The sequence below is a fragment of the Sphingobacterium sp. UGAL515B_05 genome, assembly GCF_033097525.1.
Lineage (GTDB): Bacteria > Bacteroidota > Bacteroidia > Sphingobacteriales > Sphingobacteriaceae > Sphingobacterium.
Window position 1 is genome coordinate 4,632,773 of sequence record NZ_CP109907.1, and the last position, 16,723, is coordinate 4,649,495.

Genomic DNA, 16,723 nt, shown 5'->3' on the forward strand with positions numbered 1-16,723 from the left:
TGGAGGATAGTAAGACATATTGGCAGGTATGGAAACCAAGCACGCAGACCTTTTATCAATCCATGCCAAAGAAGAGGCAATTGTCACATAGACATCACTATTCACGACGATAGGGGCTGTAACAGTTAAAAAATCTCTTTTGGCATATCATTAGCAATTTAAAATCAATATTTTAGTTAATATGGCAAAGAGACTTTTACTGATAGTATTCTTATTTGTTTTGGGGGATATCTATTTTTTTCAGGCGTTCAGTACGGTTATTCGTGGTTCGATTTGGCAGAACATGTATTGGGGGATTGATATCCTGTTGTTTTTTGGTGTTTTTACGTTAATTTTTTTGCGGAGAGCGGGTTATGATGTCCAGGAGACAGCGACAAGTCTGATCACGGCATTTTTAATTGTTTTTATACCAAAATTGCTTGCTGTTCCCTTTTTATTTGTTGAAGATCTGATGCGTATTTTTCGTTCCTTTCCCCCACGTAGTATATTTTTGAGTGAGATTGTATTGTTTTTGGCGGGGGCCATGCTATTGGTTATTTTTTTCGGATTAACGAAAGGTCGTTATTTTTATAAAGTGCGGGAGGAAGTATTGAGTTTTCCTGATCTACCTACGGCGTTCGACGGTTTTAAAATTACACAGCTATCGGATATTCATTCTGGTAGTTTATCTGATATCAAAAGGGTACGTAAAGGTATCGAATTGGCCAATGCACAAAACAGTGATCTGGTATTGTTTACGGGCGATCTAGTCAATAATAAAGCTTCCGAAATGGAACCTTGGGTTTCGGACTTCAACCGATTAGAAGCTCCTTCGGGCAAGTTTTCAGTCCTTGGAAATCACGATTATGGGGACTATGTGCAATGGGAAAGTGTTGAATCAAAAGCCTTAAATTTGAATAGGCTTAAGCAAATTCATCATGAAATGGGATTTAAATTGCTGCTAAATGAATCGATAGCGATAGAAAAGCAAGGTGAGCGTATTTCGTTAATTGGAGTTGAAAATTGGGGGAAAGGAGGGTTTCATCAATATGGTGATCTTGCTAAAGCAACCCTTGGATTGGACGCGGATACCTTCAAAATTTTGATGTCTCATGATCCTTCACATTGGGATCATGTTACTTTGGACTATAACCAACATGTTCATCTGACCCTGGCAGGACATACGCATGGTATGCAGTTTGGGATAGAACTATTTGGGTTAAAATGGAGTCCAATTCAATATTTTTATAAACAGTGGGCTGGACTCTATCAAAAACAAGGAAAATATCTTTATGTCAACCGTGGTTTTGGTTTTCACGGTCTAAAAGGTCGGATAGGCGTTTGGCCTGAAATTACGGTTATTACATTACGGAAAAGCGTTGTCTGATATTTTGCTATGAGAAACAACGCTTATCTGTTCTATCAATCGATAAGATTCATTTCCTTTAACCGGCTAAAGATAATCTGATCTACGGCAGAAGTCCTATGTTTGTCTTTATAGGTTAACCATTCAAATGTCTCGATTTCATTTGCCGGATGCAATACTCCTTCGAAATCAGAAAAGTAGCAGGTCATTCTTACGAGCGTATCTTGATTTCGTCCATCGGCGATTGCTTCAAAGATACCCAAAAGGCGCATTGATTCTTCGACGATATGTACAGAAAGCTCCTCCAGTATTTCTCTTTTTAAACAGGTAATATCGGATTCATTATTCTCTCGTTTACCACCGGGAAAGTAAAATTTTGTTTTAGTTTTGGAACGCGTGCTCAAAATTTTCTTATCTTTAATGCTAATTAAAGCAACTTTGTCTATTATTTTATGCTGCATATTGCAAAACTAGCCATTGAGAATGAAAAATCAGATAGCATAGTGAAATACTGCTTGAAATTATATTCAAATTTGAGTATTTAAAGGAAGATGAATCTTTATATTCCTGATGTTAGTATCTTAACAATTTCTTTGAAGCCTCTTTGTTTTGCGTGTTGCAAAGGGCTTGTGCCATTGAAATCAGGAATATCCAATTTTGCGCCAGCATCTTTTAGAATCTGAATAATTTCCTGATATTTTTTGCTTCCGTCACCGAGTACAATGGCTTCCATCAAAGCAGTCCATCCTAAACGATTGACATGATCCAAAGGGAAATTTTTGGTATTGGCCAATAATCTTACCGTTTCTACATATCCACGTTCGCATGCCGGGATTAAAGCTGTGCCGTTATATCGATTAAATAAATCGAAGCGAGCGCCGTGATCTAAGAAAAGTTTGACGAGTTCAACTTGCCCACTTGCTCCTGCGTATAAAAATGGGCTGTCCATATTGTCGGCCTGAAGGTTGACATCGGCACCATACTCTACCAATAATTTGGCCATTTCAATATTTCCATTGTTTGTCGCGATAAGTAGAATAGAACGTTTATTCGTATCCTCACTATTTACGTTGGCATTATTTTCGAGCGCCTTTTTCACTCCCTGTAGGTCATTTTTGGCGACCAATTTAATAAGCTCTTCCTGGGACGAATTTTCAGTATATATGTTTTCTGTTAATGCCGATCGGCACGAATTTGTTATGCTCATCATTATCAGGAGTATTAAAGTTGTTTTCATCATTTTATTGTGCTGTAATTTTTTCGATAAAGCCGTAGAAACTTCGATGTTTAATACAAAAATAGTAGTTAAGGCTGTTTTTACAATGTGGTTTTCATTCCATTCTTTGGATATTTTATTCTAGGCTTACATTTTGGGAAATCCCTTATTTCTTTTCCATATCGTCATCATTATTCGTCTTGTACCTGTTGTGTAATTAATTTGTAGGCAAAATGTGGGCAGTAATAAATTGTTCAAATATCGAGATGTATTCTGCAAAGCATCCCAAAGAATCATGGCGACCTTTGTACTAGAAATTCTAGCCAATAACAATGTAAGGAATTAATTCCTGTTCTATTGTCTAGTAAATTTTACATGCTGAGTAGAAGAACATGATCAAAATAAATATGGAAGCTAAAACATATATTTTAAAAAACGTACTGCTTGAGATAGGATTTGAGTACGATGGAAAAGAAGTGATAAGCACACGTACTGCTTTATTCTGTATAGAAGTTGAAGACGGTAAGATAAAAGGAATTAAACCTAATGACCCTAAAGCAAATGCTATTGATGCAAAAGGACATTTAATGTTGCCGGCTTTTAAGGATATGCATGCCCATTTGGATAAAATGTTATTTGGTTTGCCCTGGGAAGCTGTTTCTCCAAGGCGGCATACTGTAAAGGACATGATCGCTTATGAGCAAAAAATGATTCCAACCTGGCTAAATACTTCTGTGGAGAGAACTGGTAAAATGTTGAATTTTTTGCAGGGATATGGAACAGATTTTATTCGCTCACATTTCAATGTTGATCCAACATCAGGACTAAAATCCCTAACAAATTTAGAAAGTGCGCTGGCATTAAAAAAGGATACCGTCGAAGCAGAGCTGGTAGCCTTTCCACAGCATGGCCTTTATTATACGGATACTTTACCGATTTTAAAAGATGTTGCAAAATTGGATGCTGTTAGTTTTATTGGTGGGGTAGATCCATATTCTTTAGATGGAAGTATTGAAAGAACCATGGAGCAAATTACGAATTTAGCTCTCGAAAACGATAAAGGTGTTGATATACATCTCCATGAAATGGGGGAAAGTGGTATGAGGACAATCGAGTTCTTGATCGATCGAACACTAGAAAACCCCCAATTAAAAGGGAGGGCGTTTGTCAGCCACGCTTTTGCACTGAGTCGACTTGACAAAGCCGAAACTGAAAAAATTTCAGCGCGCCTAGCTGAAGCGGGTGTGGGAATCGTTTCGTCGGTGCCATTTGGCACGATGATTATGCCTATTCCAACACTTCGGAAATATGGTGTGGAGGTTTTGGTCGGGAACGACAACATCCAAGATCACTGGAATACTTTTGGATCTGGAAACATGCTTCAAAAAGCAAATCTTATTGCCCAGCTGTATGGTTATGGAACGGAATTTGGCTTATCAAGAACATTAGCTTTTGCAACACGTTATAGATTGCCTTTGGATAATAATGGGAATCAGGAATGGCCAAAAGCAGGTGATGAAGCAAGCATGGTTTTTGTTGATGCTAGTTGTTCTGCTGAAGCAGTCTCGCGAATTTCAACAGTAAGCTCTTTGGTACATAAAGGAAATATTGTATTTTAAGAGTTGTTTTTAACTTTGATTATTCACTGTATACGCGTTCAATTCCATTTTGAGAGGTATTGAATACAATAAAACAACTTAGTTGAAGAGCTGGTTATTTATAATAACCGGCTCTTATGTCTTGGCAATAGAAATCTTACTGATGACCTCAAAATTTGAGATTCGATAATCGTCGTCAAAAAATAGTCCATTTATGTATCGCTGTATAGGGTAGAACAAATCGGCGGGGCTATCACCGAAGAAAGTTTTAAAATCGTTCGGAATAGAATACAGGTGACTGTACTGTCCTTTACCTAAACTGATACCGCCAATTTTCTTCAAGTAACCCGTTACTTTATGTATTTGTTTGTCGGAGAACGGTTCCTTTGTCTCTACGAAATAATCCTCAACATAAAAATTACGGATATCCTGAAGTTTGAGCGCACTGTTTGGGTCGGGTTTAATACGTCTCGAATAGGATACATCAACTAAAGTGCAACTCGCTTTTTGGGCTTGCGCAACATCAATAAAATAGCCTTCATCAACCATCAAATGCTTACTATCTTTATATATTCCTAATAGCATTTCGTTGATTTCCCTGTCAGAATAATCCGATATATTAGAAGATCTTCCCAACTTCTCAAATGCAAGGCCACTATCGTTCCAATGTTTTCTAATTCTATTAAGCTCGTGCTGTTGAAAAGTTTTTATTTTCTCCATGTATAATCTGTCTAACCTTACTTTAGGGACTTTAAAGATAATTTTAAAACTTTACTTTTGTTAATCTTAGAGGTGGCTAAGTGCAATTTGAATCAAATCTAATTTAACAGAATCTTTGTTCAGTTTATTTTTGCAGCGTTAAGACGCTATTTGTAAGGGAAATCAAATTATTTGGACGCCTAGCTCTTGATTAAGACAACGTCACCCATTAGGTTACCCGTCTGTTAAAACAGAACGAATAAATCCCTTTGGTTCTTTACAGGGTGAATAAATATATTAAAAGACCACTTGTTATATCAAATGGTCTTTTATGTACTTTTAAGAAGAGTTGATTATTGATTCAGGACTGTGGGATCGCTATTTTGTTGCCCTAATCTGGATATCTAAAGTAAATTCATCCTCAATGGCCTTATTACCTAGGTCAGAGAAGAAACTCGCTGAGCGATATTGTATATCAAAATCCAACCGATTCACTTTAACACCTTTCGCCTCGGCAGAGAGCCCGTCTGCAGTTGTTGTAACTTTTGCGGGAAAAGAGATCGATTTTGTTTTATTTTTGATTGTAAGATTGCCTGTTATGATTGGATTTCCCTTACTGTTGTCAACTTTACTGATGACAAACTTCGTAGTCGGATAACTTGGCACATTAAAGAAATCCTCATTTTTTAAATGTCCGGTCAATTTAGGGGCATCTGTACATGCCAAGGAATTCATATCTATAGTAAAATTCCCGGAAGTAATTTTTCCTTTATCAATCTGGATTATGCCATCCTGCAGATTTATAGTTCCCTCATGTCCTCCCACCACTTTTTTAGCATTCCATTTGATTGTGGAGGTCTGGGTATTGATCTTATAGCTTGCTTTTTGAGCAAAAGCCATTGATGTTAGGCAAATAATTGCTAACGTTAAACTGGTTCTTTTCATTGAAATGATTATATAAACCCAAATATACGTCGTGTTGTGTTGATCGCTATATGTTGAAACCCGTTTTTTGTTTGCGCAGTGTCAATATTACGATTAAGCTTCTTTATCCGTCGGTAATACCCGCTAACTTAGCACAAATTAAATTGTGGATCGAAAACATTTTCGTCTCCAAATTGTGGTCTATAAAAAAAGATAATATGATTAAATCGAAAGGTTATGCGGCAAAAGACAGTACTTCTCCACTTGAATACTGGGAATTTGAAAGACGGGAGCTTGGTGCAAACGATGTTTTAATAGATATCTTGTATAGTGGGATCTGTCATTCGGATATTCATCAAGTTCATGACGAATGGGGAGGTACACAGTACCCGATTGTTCCAGGTCATGAGATTGTTGGTCGAATCAGTGCCGTTGGTTCTGGAGTGACTAAGTTTAAAAAAGGTGACCTCGCCGGTGTGGGATGTATGGTGGCCTCTTGCGGCCAGTGTGATAACTGTAAATCAGACCAACAACAATTCTGTTCAGAAAAGAAGACCGTTTGGACTTATAATAGCAAAGATGTTATGCATGATCACAGCTATACCTTTGGTGGATACAGTAATAATATAGTAGCAGACGCAGATTTTGTGCTTCATGTACCCGAATCTTTGGATATTAAAAAGGTTGCGCCACTTCTCTGCGCTGGGATCACTACTTACTCGCCATTAAAAAGATGGAATATCAGTAAAGGTCATAAAGTTGGGGTTTTAGGCTTAGGCGGATTGGGGCATATGGCTGTCAAAATTGCGGTGGCAATGGGAGCAGAAGTTACCATGATCAGTCATTCCCCCCGAAAAAAGGAAGATGCCGCATTGCTTGGTGCGCACAAGTTCTTAAATACTCATGAAGCAGAAGAGATAAAAGAGTTTTCATCGTATTTTGATTTCATTATTGATACTGTATCTGCACCACATGACTACAATCTTTATTTAGCATTACTGAAAACAAAAGGTGTTTATATTTGTGTTGGCATTCCAGCCGCTCCCATGCAGATTAACGGACGCTCGATTATGGGCGGGAATAAGATCTTAACGGCTTCTAGTATTGGAGGGATACAGGAAACACAAGATATGCTTGATTTCTGTGCTCAACATAACATTTTACCCGAAACTGAAATGATCGACATTGATTATGTCAATGAGGCTTATCAACGGGTATTGGATAGTGATGTAAAATATCGGTTTGTAATCGATATGTCAACTATTGAGAAGTAACTAAAAAACAGATCGACAACTTTTGGCGATCTGTTTTTTTAATTAACTATTTTTTGATATTTCATTCTATAGGAGTATTTATTTTCTCTTATGATGTTGAACCCGATATTTAAATATAATTTTTGTGCTTTATTGGATTTGAGAACATCTAGTGTAACCGATTTCCCTTCGGAAACTGCTCCATCTATAATCTCTTTAATGATTTTTTTTCCTATTCCTTGGCCTTGATATAAAGGGGCGATCTGAATTTGAATCAACTCGATACTATCCCGTTTTTTCTCTATTTTTAAGAGTCCAATTGATATTGTATTATATTCAATGATGGAAGCGCAATCGAATTTGTATTTAATTCTCTGCATGTGCGAATCTACGGACGTCGAGAGGGAAGATGCTGTTAAATGCGGATTCATAGTTTTTACTCTTAGATTTAACAAAAATTCAAATCACTTTCCTTTGCTGTTCTGTATGTTATTTGCGCCATATGATCAAGATGTTTTAACGTTTAATCTTTTTAATTTCATTAGGTGTTATATCAGATTAAGATTAACCAATAACAAGGACTTCTGTGTCTGGTTGATGGGGGCATATTATAAGTTCCTCAATAGAAATCGTTTTGCAATTTAGCATATTATCCTCATTTCGTCTCCAAAGTATTGCTCAATGGGGTATGGTGATGTCGTCTTAAATTTTTTATGACATTTTTATGTGATGGTCTTTGGCTTGCCTCGACGTGAATAACGTAACTTTAGTGTAGTTGTTGCATATGTTATGTGATACATGTTTTTTATTCAATGGAACAATAGATAGATAATTTCGATGAAAAAGATAGAATTACAACACACAGATTTGCAGATAGCACCGATCAATTTTGGTGGAAATGTATTTGGATGGACATTGGACGAACAGCAGTCGTTTGATATTTTAGATAAATTTGTAGGCGCAGGATTTAATTTTATAGATACCGCAGATACTTATTCATGGTGGGTAAATGGTATTGGAGGGCAATCTGAAGAAATTATTGGCAAGTGGCTAAAAAGCCGGGGTAATCGTCAAGATATTGTGGTTGCAACGAAAGTTGGTTCGGAAACCAAGGAACACGGCTATGATATTTCAAGAAAACACATTTTGAAATCTGCTGATGAGTCATTGAGACGGTTGGGAATAGACCATATTGATTTATACTATACTCATTTTGATGATAAAATAACACCTGTTGAAGAGACACTATCGGCTTATGATGAGTTGATTAAAGCAGGTAAGGTTCGGTATATTGCAGCCTCTAATTTGTCTGCAGCACGATTAATTGAAAGTTTTAATGTTGCGGAGAAAAATGGTTTACCTAAATATGTTGCACTGCAACCACATTATAATCTTGTTGAGCGTGGTGGTTTTGAAACTGACTATGCTTCATTGGTTCAAAAGTATGGTTTGAGTGTATTTCCATATTGGTCCCTTGCAGCAGGATTCTTGACCGGTAAATACCGTACTGAGGTTGATTTTGATAAAACAGCAAGGGGAGGCGGTATCAAGAAGTATTTTGACGACAAAGGAAAAGCCGTTTTAAAGGCGTTAGATTCTGTCGCCGAAAAACACGAAACAAAACAAGCGACGGTTGCGCTAGCTTGGTTATTAGCCAAACCCTTAATTACGGCTCCGATTGTAAGTGCTACTAGTGAAAATCAGTTGAAAACCTTATTTGCGGCTCCGTCTCTGCAACTAGATACGGAAGATATCGAATTGCTGGACGAAGTGAGTAAATGAGTGACAATGTTGTAGTTATTTTATGATTTCTTTTTAATACCAAAATATTGTTTGAAATCTCCATCTTTCATGGAGATTTTTTTATTTTCTGTTTAAACTGACAGGAATATAAAAACTTATATTTTAATAGGCTTCCTGTATAACAATAGGTGAGAACCGGAAAGCTTGGTTTATATACTTTAATAAGTTTATTGTAAATTGGGTTATTAAATTGATCTTATGAAAAAGCTCCTAATTTTATTTTTCTTTTTGGTTGTTGATAGAAGCTATGCTCAGGTGCTCACACCTTATGAACGTGGCAATGGGAATCAGTCTACAACTTTTGATGAAATGCGTGAATATTATCGGGAATTGGCACAGAAGTATGCATCAATTACCTATGAAACAAAAGGAGTCGACGATAATAATAAGCCGATTGATGTTGTTATATTTAATCCCACAGGAAGTACATTGGAAGAGTCTAGGAAAGAGAAGTGTATTCTATTCGTTAATAATGGTATTCATCCTGGAGAACCAGATGGCATTGATGCGACTATGATGCTCATGCGAGATTTGGCGTCGGAAAAAATTAAACCAGTTAAGAATGTAATTGTTGTAGCGCTTGCAAGTTACAATGTCAGTGGAATGATGAATCGAGGTAGCTTTTCAAGAGCCAATCAAAATGGCCCTGAAGAGTATGGTTTTCGAGGAAATGCTAGAAATTATGATTTAAATAGAGATTTTATAAAAACAGATACAAAAAATTCGCGAAGCTTTCAGCAGATTTTCCAATGGATCAAACCAGATGTTTTTATCGATAATCATGTGAGCAATGGGGCAGATTATCAATACACATTCACGTATATTTCGACAAATAAAGAACGTCTTGGAACTATTTTAGGAAACTATTTTAACAACCAAATGCAAAAGACTTTGCTAAAAGATCTTCAGGGAAAAGGATTCATTTCTGTCCCATATGTTAATATACATGGCGATATACCAGATGGTGGTTTTCCAACCTTTATGGATTCGCCGAGATACGCTACAGGATATACCAGTCTATTTAATGTAATAGGAACGGTTGTGGAAACACATATGTTAAAGTCTTATAAACAACGTGTCAAAGCGACCTATGATTATATGCTGTGTAACATTGATTATATGGAACAAAATTACAATGTGATAAAGCAGAAGAGAGCTGAAAACCTAAATCAATATAAAATAGGGGACAAATATGCTATTGCATGGAAGCTGGATTCCTCAAAATATGAATTAATGGATTTCAAAGGTTTCCAAGCTAAATACAAACCCAGTGACATCTCTTCGAAAGATAGGTTATGGTACGATAGAGAGGCTAAGTTTTCAAAGCAAGTTAAACTATATAATTCCTATATCCCAATCAAAGAAATTACAGTTCCCAAGTATTATGTGATCCCACAATCCGAATGGAGAATTATTGATCTGTTAAAACTCAATCAAATTAAGATGATCCCTTTAAAGGAGGACTCGGTCATTATGGTGGAGCAATATCGAATTAATGACTTCAAGACAACTTCAAGTCCCTATGAAGGACATTATTTGCATTTTGATACCGATCTTATTCGGGAAACTAGTAAAGTAAAGTTTAATGTAGGAGATCTTTTGGTACCAATGAATCAAGACGGAGTGAAATTTCTATTGGAAACCTTGGAACCCGAAGCAATCGACTCTTATTTCAATTGGAATTTCTTTGATGCAATTTTAGGACAGAAAGAATATTATTCAGCTTATGTTTTTGAGGATACGGCAGCTAAGCTTCTAGAAGAGGATAGAGAATTAAGAACTGCATTTGAAAGGGAAAAGACGAGCAATCCTAAGTTCGCCGAGAATGGCAGAGCACAATTGGACTGGATTTATAAACACTCACCTTATTATGAAAGATCTCACCTTCTTTATCCTATTTTTCGAATCAATTGATATTTTCGTTATTTTTAAAAGGGTAGGCGTATTTAAAAGACAATTATTTTAAGCATAAATCAATGGTAAAACCGATCGTCATTATTACAATAAAATACGTTATAAATCCTAGTGTGTAGGCCGAAAATGCTTTGAAGTAATTGATTTTTATATTCTTGTCAAAAAATTGGCCCATGCCCCAAGTGCAATATAAAAAATTTAATGCAGTTGCATACATGAGTAAATTTGTATGAGTCATACCCTCAATTATTGCAAAAAATCCATACATTAACATACTCATTCCCATGATGAAACACAATAAAATGAGAATTTCGAAGAAATTGTAATTGTATTTTCTGAAAAATAGTTTAGCCCAAAAAGCGATAAATAATCCCATGATAATATTGGCATAACCATAATGATTTTGCAACCACTGGAAAATTTTGGATGTTATAACGAATTGATTTTCGATTGTACGTGCGTCGACGGACTTGATATATTTCTCTTCTGTATGGAAAAAATGAGCGACCAATGAGTACAACAATGAGGTCACGATGATAAAAATGATCGGTTTCACCAGACGACTTCGATTATCAGAAATGTAGTTTTTTACATTTTGTCCCGGGGCTGTGATTAATTCTTTAATTGTATAAAAGATACCTCTTTCAAAGTGGAGAACGTGCTCTATTTCGTGTGTTATGTAGTGTGCATCTATTCTTTTAAGAGCTGCTGGCTGGCCACAGTCAGGACAAAATTTTGAAGTAATGTTTGTCCCGCAGTTTTTACAGTTAACCATGTTAAATGTTTATTGAGATAATAAGGGATAAATTCAATATTTTTAAAGGATAGGAGGAATAGTAAGAGCTTTACTATGAATGATTTCTATTTAAGGTAATTATCAATGTTGATAAGTTTATATTTGGGACTCCTTTCCAAAAACTCTCCTAGAAAGGCAGCATGTGTAGCTCCAGAAATGATGAGGATTCGATCATCCTTTGTGACCGGGATTTGATTTATGTTAGAAAACATCCGTAAGTTTCTCCTATAGAATTTACTTGCTTCATCGGCCCCTTCAAAATGACCTTTGGTACTACTATAGGTTAATATATCAGCGTTTATATTGATGAACTTCTGTAAGGTCTCTCGGTCATTAAATATCTTTAGTTTATCTAACACCGATAGTTTATCAATATTAGCAAACTCTGCAATGACTTTTTTCATATAGTTTTTAGCTGTAGTACTGTCCATAGGATTGTCTAATTCGCTGCTAATGTTGTAATTATAGGCAGCTGTTTGCTGTTCGTCAATACCGTAAATCTTTTTTACTCCTGACAATTTACCTACCTCATATGCAATTAAAGCGATTTCGCCACCAAATTTGGCTTTATATTCTTTATCCTCAACAAAAGCGTGATAGTCGGTGTTTAATTCTTCATTTTTTGCAGGAATTATTTCGACACAAATGATTGTAGGTTTAAACGCTGCCAATAGTTTTGCTATTTGATAGGCATCATTTTTATTCTTATTATCATTTTCATCAAACTTCACTTTATGAGCATCTGGTGTATAAGTCATATGGAATGTCGCGAAGTTTAAAACGTCTATCTTTTCCTGTGCAGAGCAATTTCCGTAGAATAAAATTCCAAGTATGATCCCGAAATTTCTAAAATAAGCAGTGTTTATAAGCATTGTATAATAAAAAGTTTTTGTTTTTCCGGCTTTATTTCGTCAGCTATTTTTGCCGCGATTTTTTTCAAAAATATTACTGTTTGTTTTAAAAAAAGCTACACTTGAGTGTAGTTTTATTTAACTTCGAATTTTAGAACTTCTTTATGGATTTTAACGCACTATTTTCACAAAAAAATACGGTTGATCGTCTTTCGGAAAAGGATCTCTTGCAAACATACGGCTATCTCGAGTTTGTAAAAGCTTTTTCACGGATTACTTATCAAAGTATTTACTTGATAGATTATCAGCGTAAAAGTTTTGAATATGTGTCTGATAATCCTCTTTTTTTAGCTGGTTTAACGGCTGCCGAAGTGATGGAAATGGGGTATACTTTTTATGAGAAATATGTTCCTCCTGATGATTTTAAGATGCTGATCAATATTAACGAAGCGGGATTTAGTTTTTATGAAAAAATACCAATTGAAGAAAGAAAACTATACGTTATATCTTACGATTTTCAAATACAGAATGCATCAAATAAAGCTATTTTGATTAATCACAAATTGACGCCTGTCTTTTTAACCGAAGAAGGGAAAATATGGAAAGCCATTTGTATTGTATCATTATCGACCAATGTGTCTTCGGGAAATGTGACGATCGAAAAACTTAACGCTGATTTATTATGGGAGCTCGATCTCTTAACGGGAAAATGGATTTCTCGAAGTAAGGTAAATCTTACGGAACGTGAAATAGAAATATTGCGTTTCTATCATCGCGGACTTACCATTCATGAAACATCTGAGCGAATTTTCGTTTCCATAGATACGGTGAAATTCCACCGACGAAAATTATTTGAAAAGTTAGGTGTAAGTAATATGAATGAAGCATTAGTCATCGCGCTGAACAACAGGTTATTGTAATGATAAATGAAGTTGTAATCCAGAGTTTTTAGTATAAGCGCCTCTTTACGAGGCGCTATTTCGTTACTTTTTTACCAACAATGGTAGATATTTCTCATAGCCCTGTGCTTTCATTTTATCCTTTGGAATAAAGCGGAGTGAAGCACTGTTTATACAATATCTTAATCCCCCTTTATCGGCTGGACCATCATTGAAAACGTGGCCAAGATGTGCATCGCCTGTTCTGCTACGTACTTCAGTTCTTCGCATTCCATAAGAATTGTCGGATAATTCTTGAACCAGACTATCGCTGATTGGCTTAGAAAAACTGGGCCACCCACATCCAGATTCAAATTTATCAGTAGAAACAAATAAAGGTTCTCCGGTGGTGATATCTACATAGATACCCTCTCTGAACTCATCGTTATATTCATTGTCAAATGCGCGCTCAGTAGCGGCATTTTGTGTAACATTATATTGCAGTGGTGTAAGCTCTTTCTTCAGCGTCTCTTTGTCCGCTTTTTTGTAGGTCTTCTCTTGCCCTTGAATCACTTTTTCTGGATTTGCTTTTCGGGCCAGCTCAAATAAATCGGGGCTTATGTGGCAGTAGCCACCTGGATTTTTGTCTAAATATTTTTGATGATAAGCTTCTGCATCGTAATAGTTCTGTAAAGGCTCTATTTCTACGACTATTTTGCTGTTATATTGAGTTGCTAGCGCAGCGATTCTTTCTTTAATAATAGCAACATCATCCGTATTGGTAAAATAAATCCCCGTGCGGTATTGTGTACCGATGTCATTACCCTGCTTGTTCAGTGAAGTCGGATCAATTGTCTTAAAGAAAAGATCAATTAGCAGTTTGAGATCCACAATTTGAGGATCATAGCTAACTTTTACCGTTTCAGCAAACCCCGTTTTTCCAGTGGAAACTTGTGTATATGAAGGGTTCTGAAGGTTTCCATTGGCATAACCAACCTCAGTTGCTGTGACCCCACGTACTTGTTTGAAAAAATGTTCGGTTCCCCAAAAGCAACCTCCGGCAAAATAAATAACGTGATCTTGTTGATTTATAGTATTCATAGTTCCTTGTTTTGACGATTTTAAATCTTTTCCTTTTTGCGAAAAACACACCTTACTGATTAGAAATAGTCCAGTAGCTAAAGCAAGGAGAATTATTAAGTGTTTCATGAAATGTACCGCTAATCTGATAAAACAAAATTGTTTCTATCATTTGGGCAACAAACACCGTACCTTTCAATATTGTTTTGTTGCTAGATACACAAATACTCAGTGTTTACTTATTCTTTTTACAATTACAAGACCAAGTAGCTGGATCAATTTAAAATCCTGACAAAATGATACTAACCAAGTCAATCGGCTGCGGAATTTTTGGCAGGCTATTTCTTTCAATCCAACTAATTATCCATACACATTAACCTCATGAAAGCTTATTCGTGCGATTAGTTCTCATAGGATCTTATATGGATATTTGACGGGTGAATAGTAGCATATAACTCCTTAATCGTGTTAATGATCGCGTCCTTATCATAATTGTAGAGCCTGTGAAGTTCTTCCTGGCTACCCTGAATCGCAAAAGAATCAGGTAGACCCAGTCTTTTCACGCTAGCTTTATAACCATGGTCGGCCATAAATTCCATAACAGCGGTTCCAGCTCCCCCTGTAATACATCCGTCTTCGAGAGTAATAACAAAAGGATATGTTTGGAATATTTCGTGTAATAGTTCTTCGTCGAGGGGTTTGAAGAACCGTAGGTCGTAATGGGCGATATGTATTCCCATATCGAATAGCTCGCAACATGCCTTCTGCGCATATAGGCCGACCGGGCCGAGGGAAAGTATTGCAATTTCCTCACCTGAACGGAGTTTTCTGCCTTTTCCGATTTGAACCTTAGTAAATTTGTCGGAATGTTGATCCTTTATACCCGAACCCTTTGGGTAACGAATTGCAAATGGTCCTTCAGTAGTGTCGTGCTGAGCGGTAAATAGTAAATTTTTAAAATCTTTTAAATCCATTGGAGATGCTCCAATGATATTCGGAATGCAGCGGAGAAAAGCAACGTCAAATGCACCTTGATGGGTCGGACCATCTGGGCCGACAACACCGGATCGGTCAATGCAAAAAACTACTTTTAATTTCTGTAAAGCAACATCGTGAATGAGTTGATCATAAGCGCGCTGAAGGAATGTCGAATAGATCACACAAAATGGAAGGAGTCCGTCAGCTGCAAGTCCAGCCGAAAATGTGACTGCATGCTGTTCGCAAATACCAACGTCGAAAACGCGATTAGGCATTTCCCGTTTCATAGCGGTCAGTTTGCTACCTGAAAGCATTGCTGGGCTAATCGCCATAATGCGACTATTGCTTCGCGCCAGCTGTATCAAAGTCTTGCCGAGCACCTCCTGGTAACTTTCATTTTGTGCTGGAGTTACATTGTTTTCTAAACCTGCACCAGTTTCCTTGTCGAATTTTCCCGTGGCATGCCATTGTGACTTATTTAGCATGGCAGGTGCAAAACCTTTTCCTTTCTCTGTTATACAATGTAATATTTTAGGACCAGGAATATGTTTGAGTTTTTTAAATACCTTGATAAGCTTGTGCAGGTTGTGACCGTCTACTGGACCAAAGTACCGAATATTTAAGGCTTCGAAAAAATTACTTGAAGTGATTAGTCCCGATTTTATCAATTTTTCGACTTTCCGCATAGTAGCAATTGACCAGCCGACTCTGCGTCTGTTGGTAGATAAAATCTTTTTAACAATAGACCTTAATCTATTATATGATTGCCCTGACGTCAGATCGGTAAGATAATTTTGTAAAGCTCCTGTATTGGCATCGATAGACATATTGTTGTCATTTAATATAATGAGTACGTTTGCCTGTTCGAAACCAATGTTATTTAGCGCTTCAAATGCTAAACCGGCTGTAATAGCACCATCGCAAATCACAGCAATATGCTGACGAACGTGATCACCCTTATATTTGGCAGCGGTTGCCATACCGAGAATTGCGGATAACGAGGTTGAGGAATGACCGGTACCAAAGGCATCAAATTCATTTTCTTCCATGGAAGGAAATCCACTTATACCTCCTAAACGTCGGTTTGAATGAAAGAGGTGAGCTCTTCCAGTGAGTAACTTATGCACATAAGCCTGATGCCCAACATCCCAAATGAGTTTGTCTATAGGAGTGTTAAATACGTAATGCAGTGCTATGGTAAGTTCTACGACACCAAGGCTTGAACTAAAATGGCCACCATTATTAGCGATATGGTCAATTAAGAAAGTTCTTAGTTCATGAGTCAATTCGGGTAAAACATCTTGCGGAAGATCTCGCAAGTATGTTGGGGTGTTGATGTGGTAATTGCCTGTCATTTCTTTTTTACACAAATTTAGATTGATTAGATT

Annotated in this window: 15 protein-coding genes and 1 pseudogene; 6 read left to right on the forward strand and 10 right to left on the reverse strand. The window is 36.7% G+C overall.

The genetic code is table 11. From position 1 onward, the window contains the following. Nucleotides 1-181 precede the first annotated feature (181 nt). Complete coding sequence (locus OK025_RS18990) at nucleotides 182-1,366, forward strand: metallophosphoesterase (protein ID WP_317666167.1); 1,185 nt, start codon at nucleotides 182-184, stop codon at nucleotides 1,364-1,366. 35 nt (nucleotides 1,367-1,401) lie between these two features. Here OK025_RS18990 and OK025_RS18995 read toward each other — a convergent pair whose 3' ends face one another. Further along, nucleotides 1,402-1,806 carry an NUDIX domain-containing protein gene (locus tag OK025_RS18995; RefSeq protein ID WP_317666168.1) on the reverse strand — a complete coding sequence of 135 codons (405 nt, stop codon included), beginning with the start codon at nucleotides 1,804-1,806 and terminating at the stop codon, nucleotides 1,402-1,404. A 98-nt stretch (nucleotides 1,807-1,904) separates the two neighbouring features. Continuing rightward, nucleotides 1,905-2,555, reverse strand: coding sequence for an ankyrin repeat domain-containing protein (locus OK025_RS19000; protein WP_317666169.1), 651 nt, complete (start codon nucleotides 2,553-2,555; stop codon nucleotides 1,905-1,907). A 413-nt stretch (nucleotides 2,556-2,968) separates the two neighbouring features. Here OK025_RS19000 and OK025_RS19005 point away from each other — a divergent pair, with 413 nt between their 5' ends. Next, nucleotides 2,969-4,180, forward strand: coding sequence for an amidohydrolase (locus OK025_RS19005; protein ID WP_317666170.1), 1,212 nt, complete (start codon nucleotides 2,969-2,971; stop codon nucleotides 4,178-4,180). A gap of 114 nt (nucleotides 4,181-4,294) precedes the next feature. Here the strand turns inward: OK025_RS19005 and OK025_RS19010 are convergent, their stop codons facing one another. Further along, the gene (locus tag OK025_RS19010; protein WP_317666172.1) at nucleotides 4,295-4,879 is read right to left on the reverse strand and encodes a hypothetical protein; all 585 of its coding nucleotides are present in this window, start codon (nucleotides 4,877-4,879) and stop codon (nucleotides 4,295-4,297) included. A 357-nt stretch (nucleotides 4,880-5,236) separates the two neighbouring features. Continuing rightward, complete coding sequence (locus OK025_RS19015; protein ID WP_317666174.1) at nucleotides 5,237-5,803, reverse strand: YceI family protein; 567 nt, start codon at nucleotides 5,801-5,803, stop codon at nucleotides 5,237-5,239. 197 nt (nucleotides 5,804-6,000) lie between these two features. Between OK025_RS19015 and OK025_RS19020 the strand changes: the two genes are divergently transcribed. After that, nucleotides 6,001-7,056 carry an NAD(P)-dependent alcohol dehydrogenase gene (locus OK025_RS19020; RefSeq protein ID WP_317666176.1) on the forward strand — a complete coding sequence of 352 codons (1,056 nt, stop codon included), beginning with the start codon at nucleotides 6,001-6,003 and terminating at the stop codon, nucleotides 7,054-7,056. 38 nt (nucleotides 7,057-7,094) lie between these two features. On the opposite strand, the gene OK025_RS19025 is transcribed toward OK025_RS19020, so the two are convergent. Then, nucleotides 7,095-7,415, reverse strand: a complete 321-nt coding sequence (locus tag OK025_RS19025) for a GNAT family N-acetyltransferase (protein WP_317666178.1) — start codon at nucleotides 7,413-7,415, stop codon at nucleotides 7,095-7,097. Between the two features lie 457 nt (nucleotides 7,416-7,872). On the opposite strand from OK025_RS19025, the gene OK025_RS19030 reads away from it, so the two are divergent. Both OK025_RS19030 and OK025_RS19035 read left to right on the forward strand, forming a co-directional pair. Next, nucleotides 7,873-8,817: an aldo/keto reductase gene (locus tag OK025_RS19030; RefSeq protein ID WP_317666180.1), complete on the forward strand. Its 945-nt coding sequence runs from the start codon at nucleotides 7,873-7,875 to the stop codon at nucleotides 8,815-8,817. Between the two features lie 219 nt (nucleotides 8,818-9,036). Continuing rightward, entirely contained in the window at nucleotides 9,037-10,752 is a 1,716-nt protein-coding gene (locus tag OK025_RS19035) for a M14 family zinc carboxypeptidase (protein ID WP_317666182.1), read from the forward strand. A 43-nt stretch (nucleotides 10,753-10,795) separates the two neighbouring features. On the opposite strand, the gene OK025_RS19040 is transcribed toward OK025_RS19035, so the two are convergent. Continuing rightward, on the reverse strand, nucleotides 10,796-11,527 hold the full coding sequence (locus OK025_RS19040; RefSeq protein ID WP_317666184.1) for a DUF3667 domain-containing protein: 732 nt from the start codon (nucleotides 11,525-11,527) through the stop codon (nucleotides 10,796-10,798). A gap of 86 nt (nucleotides 11,528-11,613) precedes the next feature. Then, nucleotides 11,614-12,306, reverse strand: coding sequence for a DUF5694 domain-containing protein (locus tag OK025_RS19045; protein WP_317666186.1), 693 nt, complete (start codon nucleotides 12,304-12,306; stop codon nucleotides 11,614-11,616). A 257-nt stretch (nucleotides 12,307-12,563) separates the two neighbouring features. Here OK025_RS19045 and OK025_RS19050 point away from each other — a divergent pair, with 257 nt between their 5' ends. Continuing rightward, nucleotides 12,564-13,319 (forward strand): helix-turn-helix transcriptional regulator, encoded by a 756-nt coding sequence (locus OK025_RS19050; protein ID WP_317666188.1) that lies wholly within the window; start codon nucleotides 12,564-12,566, stop codon nucleotides 13,317-13,319. Nucleotides 13,320-13,382: 63 nt separating this feature from the next. Here OK025_RS19050 and msrB read toward each other — a convergent pair whose 3' ends face one another. The 3 genes and pseudogenes from msrB to dxs all read right to left on the reverse strand — a co-directional run bounded on the left by msrB (nucleotide 13,383) and on the right by dxs (nucleotide 16,690). Further along, nucleotides 13,383-13,802: a peptide-methionine (R)-S-oxide reductase MsrB gene (gene msrB, locus OK025_RS26820; RefSeq protein WP_411567706.1), complete on the reverse strand. Its 420-nt coding sequence runs from the start codon at nucleotides 13,800-13,802 to the stop codon at nucleotides 13,383-13,385. A 108-nt stretch (nucleotides 13,803-13,910) separates the two neighbouring features. Beyond that, nucleotides 13,911-14,486, reverse strand: a pseudogene (msrA, locus tag OK025_RS26825) (peptide-methionine (S)-S-oxide reductase MsrA); the annotation flags it as partial. 272 nt (nucleotides 14,487-14,758) lie between these two features. Beyond that, a complete protein-coding gene (dxs, locus tag OK025_RS19060) occupies nucleotides 14,759-16,690 on the reverse strand; it encodes a 1-deoxy-D-xylulose-5-phosphate synthase (RefSeq protein ID WP_317666192.1) in 1,932 nt (643 codons plus the stop codon). Between the last annotated feature and the right edge of the window lie 33 nt (nucleotides 16,691-16,723).

What these genes read in the sequence shown, in the direction of transcription:
- OK025_RS18990 (WP_317666167.1), top strand. Translation starts at nt 182, where the DNA reads ATGGCAAAGAGACTTTTACTGATAGTATTCTTATTTGTTTTGGGGGAT.
- OK025_RS19050 (WP_317666188.1), top strand. Translation starts at nt 12,564, where the DNA reads ATGGATTTTAACGCACTATTTTCACAAAAAAATACGGTTGATCGTCTT.
- OK025_RS19045 (WP_317666186.1), bottom strand. Translation starts at nt 12,306, where the DNA reads ATGACTTATACACCAGATGCTCATAAAGTGAAGTTTGATGAAAATGAT.
- OK025_RS19015 (WP_317666174.1), bottom strand. Translation starts at nt 5,803, where the DNA reads ATGAAAAGAACCAGTTTAACGTTAGCAATTATTTGCCTAACATCAATG.
- OK025_RS19005 (WP_317666170.1), top strand. Translation starts at nt 2,969, where the DNA reads ATGGAAGCTAAAACATATATTTTAAAAAACGTACTGCTTGAGATAGGA.
- OK025_RS19030 (WP_317666180.1), top strand. Translation starts at nt 7,873, where the DNA reads ATGAAAAAGATAGAATTACAACACACAGATTTGCAGATAGCACCGATC.
- OK025_RS19000 (WP_317666169.1), bottom strand. Translation starts at nt 2,555, where the DNA reads ATGATGAGCATAACAAATTCGTGCCGATCGGCATTAACAGAAAACATA.
- OK025_RS19025 (WP_317666178.1), bottom strand. Translation starts at nt 7,415, where the DNA reads ATGCAGAGAATTAAATACAAATTCGATTGCGCTTCCATCATTGAATAT.
- OK025_RS19020 (WP_317666176.1), top strand. Translation starts at nt 6,001, where the DNA reads ATGATTAAATCGAAAGGTTATGCGGCAAAAGACAGTACTTCTCCACTT.
- OK025_RS18995 (WP_317666168.1), bottom strand. Translation starts at nt 1,806, where the DNA reads ATGCAGCATAAAATAATAGACAAAGTTGCTTTAATTAGCATTAAAGAT.
- OK025_RS19010 (WP_317666172.1), bottom strand. Translation starts at nt 4,879, where the DNA reads ATGGAGAAAATAAAAACTTTTCAACAGCACGAGCTTAATAGAATTAGA.
- dxs (WP_317666192.1), bottom strand. Translation starts at nt 16,690, where the DNA reads ATGACAGGCAATTACCACATCAACACCCCAACATACTTGCGAGATCTT.
- OK025_RS19035 (WP_317666182.1), top strand. Translation starts at nt 9,037, where the DNA reads ATGAAAAAGCTCCTAATTTTATTTTTCTTTTTGGTTGTTGATAGAAGC.
- OK025_RS19040 (WP_317666184.1), bottom strand. Translation starts at nt 11,527, where the DNA reads ATGGTTAACTGTAAAAACTGCGGGACAAACATTACTTCAAAATTTTGT.